This is a genomic window from Ruminococcus sporogenes, from assembly GCF_054655175.1.
On the sequence record NZ_BAAHOA010000003.1, the window covers coordinates 331,692 to 347,387 of the forward strand.

Sequence of the window (15,696 nt, forward strand, 5' to 3'; positions counted from 1 at the left end):
GGGATTTTTCTTATAGATTTTCTATCTCCCTGCTTTTTTTCACGCCGAAAACCAGAATAGAAAAAGGAACAAGGAATAAAACCGACGCCGCGGGAAGTATATAAATGCTTACCGCAAAGCCTATCCTTTCAGTCAACGCACCAAACAGAGCGTTGAAGCCGATATCAAAAAATGTGGAAAGCCCTGTTACAAGCCCCACGGCTTTTCCTCTGGATTCCGGAGGATAATAAAGCTGAATAAGATAGATAAAGGTCGGCCAAAGAACAGAATTTCCCAGTCCGGCCGCACAAAGTATATACATCCCGCTTTTTCCCGCTGCGACACCGACAATATACAGGACGGAATAAAATACCGAAAATATAAAAAGGCTCTTTTTCGGACCGAGCTTATTCACCAAAACTGCAAAAATCAATCGCCCTACTGTCATAAATGCATAAAACAGTCCAGTAAAAAACGAGCCCTCAGAAACTGTAAATCCAAGATGCTCAGAGGCATAAGTGGTAAGCCAATTCTGAAGTCCGTGCTCCGGTATATAATAAAATCCGCACATCAGGATCAGCAGAAAAAAAGCCGGATTTTTTATTATACTCATATATGTAGTCGGCTTAATATTCTTATCGGTACTAATATCAGGTATTTTAACGGCTAAAAGCAGAAAAAACGCTGCGACGCCAACGCCGAACATAACTAAATTGATTATCTGCCATGACCGGAAACCGTCTGCAAAAACAGCGGCGGCATTCTGTCCCCCGCTTATTCCTACGCCTTGCGTAAAATTAAAAAGATTCATCATCAGTCCCGGCGACATGAAAAGTATAGGCGTTATTATATTTACGCTTGTAGACAAAAGCGTCGACGCGCCCATTGAAAATATCATTCCGCATAAAAGCAGCGTATAGCTTTTTGTGAAAAAATACAGCAGCAGCGCAGACATCCACATTAAAAGCGTGCATAGCATAACAGTCTTTTTTTTAAAGGTATCCAGCAGCTTTCCGCCTATAAATAGAAAAATAAGATTTCCCGCATAGCTTACTGATATAATCATCGACACTTTTGTATTTGAAAGTCCGAACGTTTCTTTAAAAACCGGCGCAAATACGCCGCGAAGCGAATCGCTCATGCCGAGCACTATCATAAGAACGCTGCACATAACCGCTGCGATCATCTGATTCTTTTTCGCTGCTTTATCCCTATTATCATACATATCAGTTAGTATCCTCACGCCGTTTTCTTAAGATTTATGTATTCTGATTTTAATAGATTATATATCTCCGTTCCATGACTCTGACCAAACTTAGAAACAAGCTCTCTGTAAAAGGAGTTTTTATCCTTTGACTTCTGCAAAACGGAATTGATTTTTATGATTTCCGACGGAGAATAATCAGGTAAAATAGAACGCAATTTCTGATAAGTAGAATCAAATTTCTTCAATTCAGTAAAATCAGATTTAAGGGCGCCGTAAATTTCCTCTCCCCTTTCCTGCTTGAAACGCGCAACCAGCTCTCTGTGAAAATCCTGCTTATCTGACGTTCCCAGCAACACCGCGCTTATATTAATTATATCGCATGAGGAATAAGCGGGAAGAAGATCGCATAAGGAATTATAGAGGCTGTCCGCACGACCGTTATCGGATTTTACTATCCTGACCTTAGACGGCTTTTCCTTAGATACAAAGGTTCCCGCGATCGAAGTATGACGGACGATCTCAACGCCTTCGGCATAAAGATAATTGTCATAGAAGGATAAATTAGCGTCAAACCCTTTATCATTGCTTATTATATATATGTTCTGAGTAGTGCCCTTTCCTAAAATATAGCCTGCAAACATTGTAAGCTGAAAATCAAGGGCATTTTTTCCCGCAGAAACGGAAAAATACTTTATCTCAGCGCTGGATTCCACTAATTTTTTATGAGCCTCAAACGATAAATTACCGGCATTGGTCGTATAAAAAACATAGACGCTGTCATTTTTTCCAAGCTTTTCAATACCCCTAAAGCCGTCCGCATTGACGTTTTCATAATCGACTAAATATATAGACATTATTATTGTTCTCCTTTTTCAATACTCTTTTTTTGTCTGCTGTTAGTAATATAATTATTCAGAAAAATCCCGATAATTCCCACAGCTCCGGTTATTAGAAAAATAATAACCGTAATTACAGGCTTTCCGTTTCCAAGCGTCGCTCCCATAAATGCGGACGAGGTTACGGACGGAATTCTGGCCAGAGTAGCTATAAAATAAAACCTGTAGCGGTTAATATCCGTAAGCGAAGTCATATATGATATCACGTCTTTGGGGGTTCCGGGAATCATAAGTATGATGAATACAATCAGCTCAAGCTTTTTCTCGTCATGAAGAAACTTGAATTTTTTGAACTTATCCTCCGGCACAAAAGCGTCCACCAACGGTTTACCGAATTTTTTAACAAGATTATATATTATTACGGTTGCGGCAAAAATACCGATTTCACATAAAACAAGCCCCCAGAAAGCGCCGAAAAGCACTCCGCCGATTATTTCAACCGGCCCTCCCGGAATAAAAGCCAGCACAATATGAGTTATTTCCATAAGAACAAATAAAACCGGAGCGAAAATTCCGAAGCCTTCCACTCTTTTCTGAATCATATCGCGTCCCTGCTCGGTAGCGAGAAGTCTGATAAACGGAACGAGAACGAATATCGTCAGTACGGCGCATAATAAAACCATAAATATAACAAAAGATATTTTCAATATCTTTTTTTGTTTAGTCATTTTTTGCGTTCCTTCCCTCTGTATGTTTTTATTATGATTTTTTATAACTATCCAACAATAATTATAGCATTTTTTTTAGATTTTGCAAGATGATTTTTTCCATAAACACTTGTAACTTTAAAAAAATAATGATATAATATGTATTGTCTTAAAAAAGCAATATAACATTATTTAGAATAAAGTCCTTTAAAACGCATTTGAAAGGGGAAATTAATGAAAAGCGCCAAACTCCATTCAAACATCTGGCTTAAAAGAGGAGCTTCGGCTTTAGGTCTCCTCTACGCAATATTTATCTGTATATTATCGTATCATGCAGTTTTCTATGAAATCATTATAACCCAAAGAATAGCGTTCTGTCTGTTATTAACAGTTATTTCTATTGTGGCAGGCGCGGCTATGATTTATTCAAGAAAACAGCTTATGACTAAGATTTCGGGGTTTATTATGTTCCCCGCCCTGCTTCCCGTTGTGCTTTTATGCTTCGGCTCATGGGAAATGATAATTCCTCTGGCGGTCTGCGCAATAGTTATATTTTTCGCCAGCGGCTCTAACGAAGCTGCAAAAACGCTGCTTGGAACCATATATCTTCTGACTTATATATTAGCAGCTTTGGCATATTTTATATTTACAAGCTTTTTGGCTTCTCCGGCAATAAAGGAAACAATAGAAAGCGGGGTATCGCCTTCCGGCAAATACCGCTACGAAGTAATTGAAACGACCGACAGTTCAAACGGAAGCACGTCCGTTATACTCGAACCTAATTTTCTTGATAAAAAATATGCTCTTGTAACCTTCAAGGTAAAAGGATATGACCGCAAGCTTTGCGTTAAAAGACCGAAAACCGAGGTTGAGCTTGAATGGAAGGACGACGATCTTTATATAAACGGAGAAAGATGGTTTACGCCTGAACAGGCAAAAAGGGGTAAATGGTTTGAAAAGGAATCCCGTTCCTTTGACTTTATGTAAATTAGACGCCGTTATAAACCAGGCGTTTAAGCGGCGTTTTAAATTAAGACAGGTTAAGGTAAAACTCAGATATTACCTGAAATCTGTCCAAAACCAAGAATATAATCATACAGGAGGATAATATGAGCGAATTTTTTAAAGGTATAGGAAAAATCTCTTTTGAAGGAAAGGATTCTAAAAACCCGCTTGCTTTCAAGCACTACAATCCGGATGAAGTTATAGGCGGAAAAACTATGAAGGAGCAGCTCAAGTTCGCGCTTTCATGGTGGCATACTATGGGCGGCGACGGAACCGATATGTTCGGCTGCGGCACTACTGACAAGACATGGGGCGAGGACGACTCCGCTGCAAGAGCAAAGGCTAAGGTTGACGCCGCCTTTGAAATTATGGACAAGCTTTCAATAGATTATTTCTGTTTCCATGACCGCGATCTTTCCCCTGAATACGGTTCTCTTTCGGAAACAAACGCTAAGTTAGATGAAATTACAGATTATATAGCAGAAAAAATGAAGGCTGATACTTCAAAGAAGTGTCTCTGGGGTACTGCCAAGTGCTTTGACCACCCGCGATTCATGCACGGAGCCGGAACGTCTCCGTCTGCCGACGTTTTCGCTTTCTCCGCGGCTCAGATTAAAAAGGCTGTTGAAACGACAGTTAAGCTCGGAGGCAACGGCTATGTATTCTGGGGCGGACGCGAGGGCTATGAAACTCTCCTTAACACAAATATGGGACTTGAACAGGACAACATGGCGCGTCTTATGAGAATGACCGTCGACTATGCGCGTTCAATCGGATATAAGGGCGATTTCTATATTGAGCCGAAGCCAAAGGAACCGACAAAGCACCAATATGACTTTGACACTGCGACGGTTCTCGGCTTCCTACGCAAGTACGGCCTTGACAAGGATTTCAAAATGAACATCGAAGCAAACCACGCAACGCTTGCACAGCACACATTCCAGCATGAGCTGAGAGTTGCCAGAGAAAACGGCGTGTTTGGCTCAATCGACGCGAATCAGGGCGATCCGTTGCTCGGCTGGGATACTGACCAGTTCCCTACAAACGTTTACGACACTGCTCTTTGCATGTATGAAGTTTTAAAGGCAGGCGGTTTTACAAACGGCGGTCTGAACTTTGACGCTAAGGCAAGAAGAGGCTCTTTTGAGCTGGAGGATATCTTCCACAGCTACATTGCAGGTATGGACGCATTTGCTCTCGGTCTCAAGATTGCTCAGAAGATGATTGACGACGGCAGAATCGATAAGTTTGTCGCTGACAGATATGCAAGCTGGACAACAGGCGTCGGAAAAGACATTATTGACGGAAAGGCTGATATGGCTTACCTTGAAAAGTACGCGCTTGAAAAGGGCGAGGTTACAGATTCTCTGGACAGCGGCCGTCAGGAAATGCTTGAAAATATCATGAACGATATTATGTTTAGTCTTTAATTAGCAAAAGTTCAGCTCAAGCCTTTTTAAAGAATCACAGGGGCAAGGGACAGAGTCCCTGACGTCGCGTTTTCATACGGCGGAATACCTTGCCGTATTAATGCGTTTTTTCTGGTGAATTGACGTTTCAAACGTTAAGAGGGTGCTTTTTTGCAAATGAAAAAGCGCCCTTATTTATTAAACATAGGTATAATAATTATGAAAAATGTGCAGTAAAGTATTGTTTCGACGATATGTTTGTTTTTGCAAATATTCGGAATTGGAGAAATAATAAAAATGAAGGTTAATAATAATATTCCATTTAAAACATGGAAAAATGCTCTTTTTTCCTTAATAATTTCCTTATTGGAAATTGCAACAACTCAGTTATATATAAATTATCTATATAAAATGAGTAATATTGTATTTAAATTTATGTTTTTGACGATGTATATATTAACAATCTTTTTATATTACCATTTAATATATAAACATAAGAATAATATATATGTAACAGGTGTAAGATGTATAAGCGTTGTTTTTCAATATTTTTATATTTTCATAATATACTCTATTTACCTTAAATTTATACATCATGTTCCTCAACCGACAGAGGGCGGAGGAGGACCGGGCGGAATGTGGATTATATATGCTATATTTTTTATTGCACCTATGCCAATTTGCATTAATATTATTTTGATTATTTATTTAAAAATATGCGAATATATAAATACGGTTTATAAAAAAATAAAAAGCAGAAAGGAATAGTAACATGTCATACATTATAGGCGTAGACTGCGGAACAAGCGGCACAAAGACAGTCCTCTTTGACGAGCTTGGAACAGTCGTTGCTTCACACACTATCGAATATCCAATGTATCAGCCTAAAAACGGCTATGCGGAACAGGATCCCAACGACTGGGCTTCCGCTATGATTGATACGATCAAAGCCGTTATGGCTAAAAGCGGCGTTAAAAAAGAGAACGTAAAAGGAATCGGTATTTCCGGTCAGATGCACGGTCTCGTTATGCTTGATAAGGATAATAACGTACTCAGAAAATCAATTATCTGGTGCGATCAGAGGACAGCCAACGAAGTCGCTGAAATGAACAGCAGGCTCGGCGAAAAAAAGCTTATTGAAATCACCGCCAATCCTGCGCTGACAGGCTGGACAGCCGCAAAAATTCTTTGGGTAAAAAACAACGAGCCTGATATTTACGAAAAGTGCCGTCATATTCTTTTGCCAAAGGACTTCTTGAGATTCGTCCTTACAAACGAATATGCAACAGAGGTTTCGGACGCGTCCGGAATGCAGCTTTTAGACGTTGCAAACCGCTGCTGGAGCAAAGAGGTATGCGATACGCTCGGAATTGATATGTCAATGCTAGGCAATATTTACGAGTCCTGCGAGGTTACGGGAACGCTTACAAAAGGCATGGCTGATGTTCTCGGTCTTTGCGAGGGCACTCCTGTTGTAGGCGGCGCAGGAGATAACGCAGCTGCTGCTGTTGGCACAGGAGTTGTCGAAGACGGAAAAGCGTTTACAACAATAGGTACCTCAGGAGTCGTATTTGCACATACGTCAAATATTTCAATTGATCCTAAGGGCAGAGTGCATACATGCTGCGCGGCCGTACCTAATTCATGGCACATTATGGGCGTTACTCAAGGCGCAGGACTTTCGCTGAAATGGTTCAGGGATAATTTCAGCAGCGCCGAAAAAGAAACGGCAAGGCTTATGGGCGTCGACGAATATTATCTTATGGATAAGGAAGCGGAAAACGTTCCCGTCGGGGCAAACCGCCTGCTTTATCTTCCGTATCTAATGGGCGAAAGAACGCCTCACCTTGACCCTGACGCAAGAGGAGTATTTTTCGGACTTTCGGCAATCCACACAAAAAGGGATATGCTGAGAGCCGTTATGGAAGGGGTTGCCTATTCCCTTCGCGACTGTTTTGAAATCTGCCGTGAAATGGGCATTGATATAAGCGATATGACGGCCTGCGGCGGCGGAGGAACTTCATCGTTGTGGCGGCAGATGCTTGCCGACCTTTATAAATGCCCTGTTAAAACTTCGGCGTCAAAGGAGGGCCCTGCTCTCGGCGCCGCAATACTTGCAGCTGTAGGTGCAGGAATTTACAGCTCTGTTCCGGAGGCGTGCAGCGCTATAGTAAAAACGGACAAAACACAGCAGCCTATTTCAGAAAATATCCCTAAGTATGATAGCTGTTACAAGTTGTATACTGAAATTTACCCCGCATTAAAGGATAAGTTTAAGGTTCTTGCAAAATTATAATCTAACAAATATGACCTAAGATAATCATTCTTAGGTCATATATTTTTTCGGTTTACACTTTAATGCCTTGAAATGCATAAAACATTGTGATATAATAAACATAAGTTTATTTGCCGATTAAAAACGCGCATTTTTCCGGAGGAGCATTATGAAAACTATAATTGTAAAAACAAGCACGCCATATAATATATATATAGAAAGAGGAATCTTAAATAAATGCGGAGCCGTCATATCCGAAACGGTAAAAACCCGTAAAACTGCAATCATAACTGATGATATCGTTGACAGACTTTATGGAAAAGCCGTCGTAGATTCACTTGAAAGCTCAGGCTTTACAGTCTGCAAATTTGTTTTTAAAAACGGTGAAGGCTCAAAATCAACAGAAACGCTTAACGAAATTTATAACTTTCTCTGTGAAAATAACATAACGCGTACAGACTGCGTTATAGCTCTCGGAGGCGGCGTCGTCGGAGATATAACAGGCTTTGCGGCAGCTACGTTTTTAAGAGGACTTGACTATATACAGATACCGACAACGCTTTTAGCTCAAGTTGATTCCTCTGTCGGCGGAAAAACCGCAATTGATCTACCATGCGGAAAAAACCTGGTCGGAGCTTTTAAACAACCGGCCTGCGTTATCTGTGATCCGGACGTTTTGTCCACACTTTCCGAAACCATACTTTCCGACGGAATGGCGGAAGCCATCAAGTATGGAATGATTCGCGACAATAGACTTTTCGAGCTTATTGCTTCGCATAATATAAAAAACATTTTTGAAATTATAGACGACGTGGTTTACACAAGTATATCTATCAAACGTGACGTAGTTGAAAACGACGAATTTGATACGGGAGAAAGAATGATCCTAAATTTCGGTCATACGCTGGGACACGCTATAGAAAGCTATTATAACTATGAAAAATATACGCATGGAAGCGCAGTAGCGATCGGTATGTGCATGATTACAGAAAAAACCGGCGATAAAAAAATACTGGACAAGCTAAAAAAATGCGTTACCGCATATAACCTGCCCGTTAAGTCTGATGCTCCGATTCATGAGTTACTAAAGCTTTGCTCTAATGATAAAAAGCGTGAAAGCGGAAATATAAATTACATAATATGCCCTGACATCGGAAAAGCGATAATTGAAAAGATCACAATTGCGGAATTTGAAAATCTCATGGGGGACTGAAAGCATGGATATTAAAATCATACCTTCAAAGCTGAGAGGAAACGTCAGTATACCGGCTTCTAAAAGTATAGTGCACAGAGCCCTTATCAGCGCTGCTCTGGCTGACGGAGTTTCCGTAATTTCAAACGTTACATTTTCTCAGGATATCTACGCCACCATTGACGCTCTTAAAGCAATAGGCGCCGAAATCGGAGTTTCAGGAAATACTGTTACCGTAAAAGGATTATCAGAAAATACTCCTGAAACTGCAGATATAAACTGCGCCGAAAGCGGCTCTACACTGCGTTTTTTAATACCGGTAACCTCGGCTCTCGGTATAAGCGCTGTATACAGCGGTCGCGGACGTTTGCCGGAAAGACCGATAACTCCGTATATACGAGAGCTTTCCGAAAAGGGAATCCATTTTGATTACAATAACACCATGCCGTTTACTGTCAGCGGAAAGCTCAGATCCGGTATCTTTAAGCTTGAGGGAAACGTTTCCTCCCAATTTGTAACAGGACTCTTATTCGCTCTGCCTCTTCTTGAAAATGATTCGGAAATTGTTCTGACATCTCGGCTTGAGTCAAAGCCGTACGCAGATATGACTATTTCGTGCTTAGATAAATTCGGCGTAAAAATATCTGAAACCGGTAACGGCTATTATATAAAGGGCGGACAAAAATACAAACCTGTAAGTCTTACTGCGGAAGGCGATTATTCTCAGGCGGCATTTTTCTATGTGGCAAATATTCTCGGAAGCGATATAAAAATAAATAATTTGTCAGATAACAGCAGTCAGGGTGATAAGAAAATTGTTGAAATTATAAACGGCTTATGCTATAATAATAATGAAAAACCTGACGGATTCCGTCTTGACGCGTCCGACGTACCGGATCTTGTTCCTATACTCGGAGTGCTCGGAGCCTACTGTGAGGGAAAATCCGTCATATACAATGCAGCCCGCCTGAAAATAAAGGAAAGCGACAGACTCGCCGCTACTGCCGAAGCGGTCAACGCGCTTGGCGGAAAAATTATTCCTAGCGAAGACGGATTGATTATACATCACTCAGAACTCACGGGAGGTACGGCAGACAGCGCAGGAGATCACAGAATAGCGATGAGCGCCGCAATAGCCGCTACAATATGCAGTCAGCCGGTTATTATAAAAAACGCAGAATCAGTTGAAAAATCATATCCGGATTTTTTCAGGGATTATATAAATTTAGGAGGAACTGTCAATGTCATCACTTTGGAATAACCGCATTTCCATTTCTATTTTCGGAGAGTCCCACGGTCCCGCTATCGGAGTCGTAATTGACAATCTGCCGCCCGGAGAGCATATCGATATTGAAGAGCTTGGACGGTTTCTCTCAAGAAGAGCTCCGAAAAAAGACGGAACGACTACGATGAGAAGCGAGAAGGATCTGCCTCAGATAATGTCCGGTCTTATAAATGATAAAACTACGGGCACTCCTCTCTGTGCATTTATCCAGAATACTGACACGCGCTCAAAGGATTATTCCAATATTTCAAAGCTTGCTCGTCCCGGTCATGCAGATTACACCGGCGCCGTTAGATACAAGGGCTTTAACGATATCAGAGGCGGCGGACATTTTTCGGGGCGACTTACGGCTCCCCTATGCTTTGCAGGAGCGATATGCGGTCAAATACTTGAAAAAAGAGGTATTTATACCGGCGCTCATATAGCTGAAATTCATAATATAAAAGATGATATGTTTGACAGAACTAATGTGAATAAAAATGAAATACTTGATGTAAGATACAAGAAATTTCCCGTGATAAACGACAGCCGAGGCGAGGAAATGTTTGAAGATATTCAGAAGGCAAGAATCGGCTGCGAATCTCTCGGCGGTATTATCGAATGCGCCTGCGTAAACGTACCTGCCGGAATAGGATCTCCGATATTCGACGGACTTGAAAATACTCTGGCTCAATTAATATTCGGAATTCCCGCAGTTAAGGGACTTGAATTCGGCGCCGGATTCCTTACAGCTAAAATGGTAGGAAGTCAGAACAACGACGATTTTTATGTTGACGAACGCGGGCACGTAAAAACGAAAACTAACAACCACGGCGGAATCCTCGGAGGAATTTCTTCGGGTATGCCGATAACTCTCAATGTCGCAATAAAACCGACTCCGTCAATTTCGAAGCCGCAGTACACGATAGATTTAGGCGATATGAAAAACGATGTTCTCAGCATTAAAGGCAGGCATGATCCCTGCATAGTTCCAAGAGCAGTACCATGCGTAGAAGCCGCGGTTAATATTGGTATATTATCTCATATGATTGATTATCCGAACTTTATCTGATTATACGGTGAAAATAATGGAAAATTATTCAAAGATGTCCGAGCTTGCTTCAACTGAGCTTAAAGACGTTCAGACAGTAAAAATTCTTATCTGCTATCTTCTTTACAGAATAAACAAACCTGTTGATTCTGAACAGCTTTACGATATAGCAGTAACGACTGAAATTATAAATTACTTTTTCTATCAGGACGCAATGGACTATCTTATTAAAAATAATTCTATACATTCTGAGGACGGAAAAAACAATACAAAAATTTATACCCTGACAGAAAAGGGCATAAGCTGCGCAAAAACGCTGAGAGGCTATGTTCCCAAATCCTACAGGGATAAGATAGTTCAAGCAGCGCTAAGATATTTTGCAAAGCTTAAATATGAAAGCGAAGTAAAAATCGAATATATAGAGCTTGATAAGGGTTATTATGTACATTGCCGCTGCCTTGATATCGGAGACGATCTGCTTGATTTAAAGCTTTTTGCTCCCGACCGTACTCAGGCTGAAATGATTGGCAATAAAATAATGCTTAATCCAACCGGATTTTATAGTAAAATACTAAGCTTTGCCTTGGAAAATAAAGAGGAAGAGTTTAATCCTGACGATTTATAATCTAAAAAAAGAGCACGGCGCTAATTAAAGCGCCATGCTCCTTTTTATTTAACCTAAAACCATATAACGACTTAGTCCAAAGATTCTATTGAAACAATATTTCCGCTCAGATCATCATAATATCCGGCGTTGCCGCTTGAAAGCATACAGCTTTCCGCAGCGTCGCTGTCTATAATGAATTCAACGACGTTACCGGAATTTTCACCCCTTGGAACATAGCAATTAGTTGAGTCGGTATGCATGTCCGCCTTTACATCCGCTACGACTGCGCTGAAGCTGTAACCGCTGTCAAGATAAATCATAAATCTTTCGCCGCAGCCGCTTGTAAAGCCTGTTCCCAGCGCAACGCAGTAGTCATCCCCTATTTTTCTGAAACCTCTGCCGTCAGTATAAGCCTGCTGCTGCATTTCATACTGAACCGATGATGTATCCGTTATACACCTGTAATCCATATACGCCTTAAACGAGGAATCAAATCCCTCACAGAATACGCTTTCAATCTCAGATTCATAAGATTCTTCATACTCTTCTTCGGTCGAGTCTTCTGCTTTCCTTTCTTCCGCTGTAATCTCCTCATCATTCTGCGTTTCTTCAACGGTTTCTTCTCTTGCCGCTTCCCTTTCAACCAGTTCCTCTGTTACAGCAGACTTATCTGCCTGCTTATAAAGAGTTCTCTGCCGATTATAAGCTTGGTCGGAAGTCTGTCCACTTCCCAAAGCTATCGCAATGGAAGATAAAACACCAATTAAAAAATTGCACTGATATAAAATAGATATCGCCTCCGTTTGTTTTGTTTTGGCGTATATATTTTATATTCTATTCTATCCGGATATGGTTTATGCAATAATTGGAAAATTTATTTCCAAAAAAAAGGGACGTTAAAACGTCCCTGCCGATTATTCATAATATTTAGCATGCCTGAAAAACAACTGCTTTGTAAATGGATCAAATATAATATCATGATTTCCAGCGCCCAATATCTGATATTCCTTTTTATAGAAAACAGGAATAAAAACAAAATCATTCAGTATCATTTTTTCTGCGCTAATGTATTTTTCAACGCTGTCATTATGATTTCCAAGCCGCTTTATTTCATCTACTAACTGCTGAAATGAAGCGTTGGAATATCCGAAGTCGTTATTGCCGGATTCAAATTCCTCAAGAACAGCTAAAGGACTATTATAACTGCCGGTAAGAGGATAAACCGCCATAATATAATCCCCTCCGCTAAGCCGTCTTTCATACTCGTCAAAGGAAACCTCCTCAATACCAATATAAAACCCAAATAGAGTTTGCCAATTCTGAGTAACTAGATGAAGATATTCGGTATCCATAATACCCTCCGGAACAAGCAGCTTGATATTTTCAAGGGACTGAAGGCCCATCTGAGACATTCCGGCTTCAAAGAAACTAACAGCCTTATCCGGATCGTAATCAATCATACTTCCGTCGGAATTTGAGGAGGACGCAAGCTTATCGGAATTTATTTCACGGTAGCTCTTATTCAGAAAAGAAACGCCCGGTGGAATTAAACCGTATGCAGCCAGCATATCGTCTGAAAGCTTTCCTTCAAAGGACGCTTTATCTATACCGTATGCCAACGCCTTTCTGATATTCTGATTTGAATATCTTTCATTTTTCGAATTTATCACTATACCTAACGTATAATTATAATAACTATTTACTACATTATCCTTATACTTTTTTTCGTCATATTCAAAAGTCAGCAATACGTCTGATGAAGCTTCCGAAAAACTTTCAGCGGATTCGTTCTGAGAATTCTTAATATAGAAATTCAGATAAGAAGGATATATACGGTCAAACTCACTGTTTTTTTCATTTCTTCTCATATATATAAAATTATCATGCCCATAAGGATCATAAAACCATTGTCTTATAAAAAACGCACCGTTAGAAGCCACAGACTTATCGTCAAGACCATACCTTCCCTTTGTACCGTAAAAAAATTCCTCATTGCAGGGCATCGCCGCAGTTGACGAAAGCGAATTAAGAAATCCTGCGCTTGCATATTCAAGCTCAAAAACAAGCTCAGTATCGCTTAAGGCTTTAACTCCGATTTCCGTATAATCAGCCGCTCCATTTGTAATCATGCCGGCATTTTTCAGACAATCAAACTTTTCCCGAAAAGGGGAATGCGTTTCAGGATTAAATATCCTATGAAAAGCAAATTCAAAATCATAAGCCGTAACAGGCGTTAGCTCATTGCTGTCCGGCTCCTCGTCATCATCGCTGTCAAAAAACCAATAGCAATCGTTTCTCAATGTAAACGTATATATCAGACCGTCGTCTGATACAGTATAATCCTCAGCAATGTTTTTAGCAATTACACCGCTGTCGTCTATTTTCATAAGTCCGGAAAATAAATTGCCTATCACAGTCATAGAGCATTCGTCAGAAGCGGATTGAGGATCAAGGCTTTCCGGGTTACCGGGTAATGCATAATCAAAGGAATAATTCGCTCCCTCCGGCTTCTGCTTTTCACAGCCTGTAAACATAGAGGAAACCGCAAGCAATCCGGCGGTTAATATATATATAAATTTGTTCTGCAATTTTTAGTCACCTTCCAAAAGTCTCGCGTTTCTATATTTCAAATCAAAATCGGGTATGCTCAATGAACACACCCGTATATGTAATTACTTAAAATCTGACTTCAATACTTCTTCAGCCTTTTCATTATCATTTGTGCAAAGCCAATATACATAATCCCCTTTTGTTTTCACCTGGGTATCGCAAAGCTTATCATACTCCTCCGGAACATAATCCTTAAAAACGTCCTTTTGTCCGTCGAGCCTTTCTTCGACAGCCAGTTTTACCTTTTCCTTATCCTTAGCCTTTATTATGCACACCTCGTCCGCGTCGGCTCCGGAGCCTGCCCACCAAAGCGAAAACTCCTCATATTCATCTTCTGTCAGACCGTATTTTATTTGAAAATTCTCCTCAGCAACTTCTACCATTTCCGGAAATTCGACTCCGCATTCCATAACGTCTGCCGTGATTTCATTCAGAGGCTTAGACGCCTCCGCCTTATCCTTTCCGCATGCTGAAAGAGTAAAAATTGACGACATCATAATCGCCGCCGGAATAATTGCCCTTATTCTCATAGTTTACTGTCCCTTCTGTATCTTTTATTCTAACCCCTATTTTACCGTATGCGACAAAATATAATCAAGCATAACGGAATAGGTGGTTTTTACAAAATGCATACCGTCCTTTTCAGCCATATCCGAAGGAAACTTTCCGTCGTTTCCCTTTAAGGCGGTATTTATGTCCACATAATATATTTTCTTTTTATCAGCCATCTTTAATAATTCAGAATTATATTTATCTATTTCCGAATTTAAAATAGGTTCATTATCCGCCGTTTCCCTTTCAGCAGTTACCGGAGGAACTGACAGTATATATATTTTTGTATCAGGCAGCTCCTTAATTATCTCATCTACAAACTGAGAATAATAGCTAATCATATCTGAAACCGACAGCCAGGCTATACCGTTGCTGCCAAGCATAATATAAACGTTTTCGGGCTTTGCTTCCTTAAGAGCCTCCAAAACCGTTACATCTCCGTAAGCAGTTTTCATTGTTTCCGTATTAATTTTTTCAATATTCATTCCGATTTCTGCAAACACATTTTTAACAGGCACAAGCTGAAAATCGGCAAGTCCTACTGAAATGGAATCCCCTACGAAAGCGCATTTTCCGAAGTATGTTTCCGTCAACGGCTCCGACGCCGGTACAGGATTGATTATCCGGGATTCATTTTCATTATTGATTTCCGTTTCAAGAGGTTCTGTATTTTCTGCTTGTGAATCCGACTGGCTTTCTGCTGAAAAGCCCAGAAAATTCATTTCCTTTGAATTCAAATTTGCTTCAGCCATATATATGACAAAGCAAACGGCAAAAACAACGGCCGCAATAAATACCGCCGCCTTAAGCCTGAATCTTATAACAGGCCTATCCTTGCTTTTAACATAGCTGTTGGTTCTGGAACCTCTTCCTGACATAATTTATTTATGCCTCCCGTTAAACAATAATTATTAAAATACTTTTAAATCAAATCATGTCAATTATTCAGTCAAAATTGTAAAAAATATTATTTTAACCTATACGTTCAGACTTTGCCATAAA

At 40.3% G+C, this 15,696-nt stretch carries 15 protein-coding genes; 8 read left to right on the forward strand and 7 right to left on the reverse strand.

Annotation, left to right across the window (positions count from 1 at the left end):
* Positions 1–10: 10 nt before the first annotated feature.
* Genes ACYQ0N_RS11795 through ACYQ0N_RS11805 form a run of 3 tightly spaced genes read right to left on the reverse strand, consistent with a single transcriptional unit; the run spans position 11 to position 2,750 of the window.
* The gene (locus ACYQ0N_RS11795; protein WP_177531735.1) at positions 11–1,204 is read right to left on the reverse strand and encodes an MFS transporter; all 1,194 of its coding nucleotides are present in this window, start codon (positions 1,202–1,204) and stop codon (positions 11–13) included.
* A 14-nt stretch (positions 1,205–1,218) separates the two neighbouring features.
* On the reverse strand, positions 1,219–2,040 hold the full coding sequence (locus ACYQ0N_RS11800; RefSeq protein ID WP_177531736.1) for a PIN domain-containing protein: 822 nt from the start codon (positions 2,038–2,040) through the stop codon (positions 1,219–1,221).
* A 2-nt stretch (positions 2,041–2,042) separates the two neighbouring features.
* Positions 2,043–2,750, reverse strand: a complete 708-nt coding sequence (locus ACYQ0N_RS11805; protein ID WP_177531737.1) for a TVP38/TMEM64 family protein — start codon at positions 2,748–2,750, stop codon at positions 2,043–2,045.
* A gap of 213 nt (positions 2,751–2,963) precedes the next feature.
* Between ACYQ0N_RS11805 and ACYQ0N_RS11810 the strand changes: the two genes are divergently transcribed.
* The 8 genes from ACYQ0N_RS11810 (at position 2,964) to ACYQ0N_RS11845 (ending at position 11,550) form a co-directional block, all read left to right on the forward strand.
* Positions 2,964–3,716, forward strand: a complete 753-nt coding sequence (locus ACYQ0N_RS11810) for a hypothetical protein (protein WP_177531738.1) — start codon at positions 2,964–2,966, stop codon at positions 3,714–3,716.
* Between the two features lie 122 nt (positions 3,717–3,838).
* On the forward strand, positions 3,839–5,164 hold the full coding sequence (gene xylA / locus ACYQ0N_RS11815) for a xylose isomerase (RefSeq protein ID WP_460162767.1): 1,326 nt from the start codon (positions 3,839–3,841) through the stop codon (positions 5,162–5,164).
* Between the two features lie 276 nt (positions 5,165–5,440).
* Positions 5,441–5,911 (forward strand): hypothetical protein, encoded by a 471-nt coding sequence (locus ACYQ0N_RS11820; RefSeq protein ID WP_460162768.1) that lies wholly within the window; start codon positions 5,441–5,443, stop codon positions 5,909–5,911.
* A gap of 4 nt (positions 5,912–5,915) precedes the next feature.
* Positions 5,916–7,439 carry a xylulokinase gene (xylB, locus tag ACYQ0N_RS11825; RefSeq protein WP_460162769.1) on the forward strand — a complete coding sequence of 508 codons (1,524 nt, stop codon included), beginning with the start codon at positions 5,916–5,918 and terminating at the stop codon, positions 7,437–7,439.
* 148 nt (positions 7,440–7,587) lie between these two features.
* Positions 7,588–8,631 (forward strand): 3-dehydroquinate synthase, encoded by a 1,044-nt coding sequence (aroB, locus tag ACYQ0N_RS11830; RefSeq protein WP_460162770.1) that lies wholly within the window; start codon positions 7,588–7,590, stop codon positions 8,629–8,631.
* Between the two features lie 4 nt (positions 8,632–8,635).
* Positions 8,636–9,871 carry a 3-phosphoshikimate 1-carboxyvinyltransferase gene (gene aroA / locus ACYQ0N_RS11835; protein ID WP_460162771.1) on the forward strand — a complete coding sequence of 412 codons (1,236 nt, stop codon included), beginning with the start codon at positions 8,636–8,638 and terminating at the stop codon, positions 9,869–9,871.
* Positions 9,852–10,946 (forward strand): chorismate synthase, encoded by a 1,095-nt coding sequence (gene aroC, locus ACYQ0N_RS11840; protein ID WP_460162772.1) that lies wholly within the window; start codon positions 9,852–9,854, stop codon positions 10,944–10,946. Before aroA ends, aroC begins: the two co-directional genes overlap by 20 nt.
* 16 nt (positions 10,947–10,962) lie before the next feature.
* A complete protein-coding gene (locus ACYQ0N_RS11845; RefSeq protein WP_177531744.1) occupies positions 10,963–11,550 on the forward strand; it encodes a DUF4364 family protein in 588 nt (195 codons plus the stop codon).
* A gap of 71 nt (positions 11,551–11,621) precedes the next feature.
* On the opposite strand, the gene ACYQ0N_RS11850 is transcribed toward ACYQ0N_RS11845, so the two are convergent.
* The 4 genes from ACYQ0N_RS11850 to ACYQ0N_RS11865 all read right to left on the reverse strand — a co-directional run bounded on the left by ACYQ0N_RS11850 (position 11,622) and on the right by ACYQ0N_RS11865 (position 15,572).
* Positions 11,622–12,266: a hypothetical protein gene (locus ACYQ0N_RS11850; protein WP_460162773.1), complete on the reverse strand. Its 645-nt coding sequence runs from the start codon at positions 12,264–12,266 to the stop codon at positions 11,622–11,624.
* 180 nt (positions 12,267–12,446) lie between these two features.
* Positions 12,447–14,120, reverse strand: coding sequence for a peptide ABC transporter substrate-binding protein (locus ACYQ0N_RS11855; protein ID WP_460162774.1), 1,674 nt, complete (start codon positions 14,118–14,120; stop codon positions 12,447–12,449).
* Positions 14,121–14,204: 84 nt separating this feature from the next.
* The gene (locus ACYQ0N_RS11860; RefSeq protein WP_460162775.1) at positions 14,205–14,672 is read right to left on the reverse strand and encodes a DUF4358 domain-containing protein; all 468 of its coding nucleotides are present in this window, start codon (positions 14,670–14,672) and stop codon (positions 14,205–14,207) included.
* A gap of 36 nt (positions 14,673–14,708) precedes the next feature.
* Complete coding sequence (locus ACYQ0N_RS11865; RefSeq protein WP_177531748.1) at positions 14,709–15,572, reverse strand: GDSL-type esterase/lipase family protein; 864 nt, start codon at positions 15,570–15,572, stop codon at positions 14,709–14,711.
* Between the last annotated feature and the right edge of the window lie 124 nt (positions 15,573–15,696).